This window comes from Rhizobacter sp. P2_H2 (assembly GCF_056403375.1).
The window spans coordinates 1-1,592 of record NZ_JBFUFP010001175.1 but is presented as its reverse complement, the minus strand read 5'-3'; the positions used below and the strand labels follow the sequence as shown (position 1 = coordinate 1,592).

Genomic DNA, 1,592 nt, shown 5'->3' with positions numbered 1-1,592 from the left:
GGGCGCGAGTACGGGCAGGGGTTCTGGCACCAGCAGTGGCTCGGGCTCAAGCGGGCGTTCGGGCGAATGAACTGAATCCGACTCCCGTTCGCCCTGAGCAGGACCGAGCTTGTCGAGGGCCCGTCAGTCGAAGGGTTGTGTCCGGCGCGCGCCGGGCTTCGACAGGCTCAGCCCGAACGGAGTTGCGCGAACAGCGCTTCGACAGGCTCAGCGCGAACGGGATTTGAAGCTCCGGTTATCCTGCCGCGCCATGGTCAAGCCTCTCTTCGATTCCTTCTGGCGCGCCGCCGCCTACTGCCTCCACCCGCGCGTCATCGTCCTGTCACTGCTGCCGCTGTTCCTGCTGGTCGGCCTCACGTTCGGGCTCGGCTACTTCTTCTGGGAAGCCGCGATCGACGGCGTGCGCGACCTGCTCAATGCGTGGGACCTGCTGCATGCCCTCTTCAACTGGCTCGAGAGCATCGGTGCCGGCAACCTGAAGTCGGTGCTGGGCCCGCTGGTGGTGATCTTCCTCGCGACGCCGGTGCTGGTGCTGCTGTCGCTGCTGGTGGTCGCGACGATGATGACGCCGGCCATGCTGAACCTGGTGGCGCAGCGCCGCTTCCCGCTGCTGGAGCGCCGCCGCGGCGGCACCTTCCTCGGCAGCGTCGTCGTGAGCCTCGGCTCGACGGCGATCGCGGTCGTCGCGCTGATCGCCTCGATCCCGCTGTGGTTCGTGCCGCTGATGGTGCTGGTCGTGCCGCCGCTGATCTGGGGCTGGCTGACCTACCGCGTGATGGTCTACGACGTGCTGTCCGAGCACGCCAGCAAGGACGAGCGGCGTGAGCTGATCCGCCGCCATCGCACCAGCTTCCTCGGCCTCGGCATCGCGACCGGCTACCTCGGCGCCGCGCCGTCGCTGGTGTGGGCCTCGGGCCTGATGTTCCTCGCGCTCGCGCCGATCCTGGTGCCGGTCGCGATCTGGATCTACACGCTGGTGTTCGCGTTCTCGTCGCTGTGGTTCGCGCACTTCGCGCTGGCCGCGCTGGCCGCGCTGCGCGCCGAGCAGCAGCTCGCCGCTGCGGTGGTGGCGCCGCCGGCCGATCCGACACCGCTTCCGCTGCCCCCTGCGTAATCCACCCACAAGGCTTTCCGCATGAACTTCGGCCTGATCATCATCGGCGACGAGATCCTGTCCGGCAAACGCGAGGACAAGCACCTGCCCAAGGTGATCGCGCTGCTCGGCGAACGCGGCATCCCGCTCTCGTGGGCGCGCTACGTCGGCGACGACCCCGCACGCATCACCGCCCACCTGCGCGAAGCCTTCGCGAGCGGCGACGTGGTGTTCTCGTGCGGCGGCATCGGCGCCACGCCCGACGACCACACGCGCCAGTGCGCCGCCAATGCGCTCGGCGTGCCGCTGGCGCTTCATCCGCAGGCGCGCGAGCTGATCCTCGAGCGCATGCGGGACATCGCCGCCGAGCAGGGCCTGCCGTACGAGCCCGAGCGCGCCGACAACGTGCACCGGCTCAACATGGGCATGTTCCCCGAGGGCGCGCAGATCATCCCGAACCCCTACAACAAGATCGCCGGCTTCTCGGTCGGCCATGTGC

2 protein-coding genes are annotated in these 1,592 nt (G+C 69.0%); both read left to right on the top strand.

The window, feature by feature from the left end:
• Positions 1-250: 250 nt before the first annotated feature.
• Complete coding sequence (locus AC1D15_RS31300; protein WP_047513065.1) at positions 251-1,114, top strand: EI24 domain-containing protein; 864 nt, start codon at positions 251-253, stop codon at positions 1,112-1,114.
• A 21-nt stretch (positions 1,115-1,135) separates the two neighbouring features.
• A partial coding sequence (locus tag AC1D15_RS31295; RefSeq protein WP_477829102.1) for a competence/damage-inducible protein A occupies positions 1,136-1,592 on the top strand: 457 nt, incomplete at its 3' end.

What these genes read in the sequence shown, in the direction of transcription:
- AC1D15_RS31300 (WP_047513065.1), top strand. Translation starts at nt 251, where the DNA reads ATGGTCAAGCCTCTCTTCGATTCCTTCTGGCGCGCCGCCGCCTACTGC.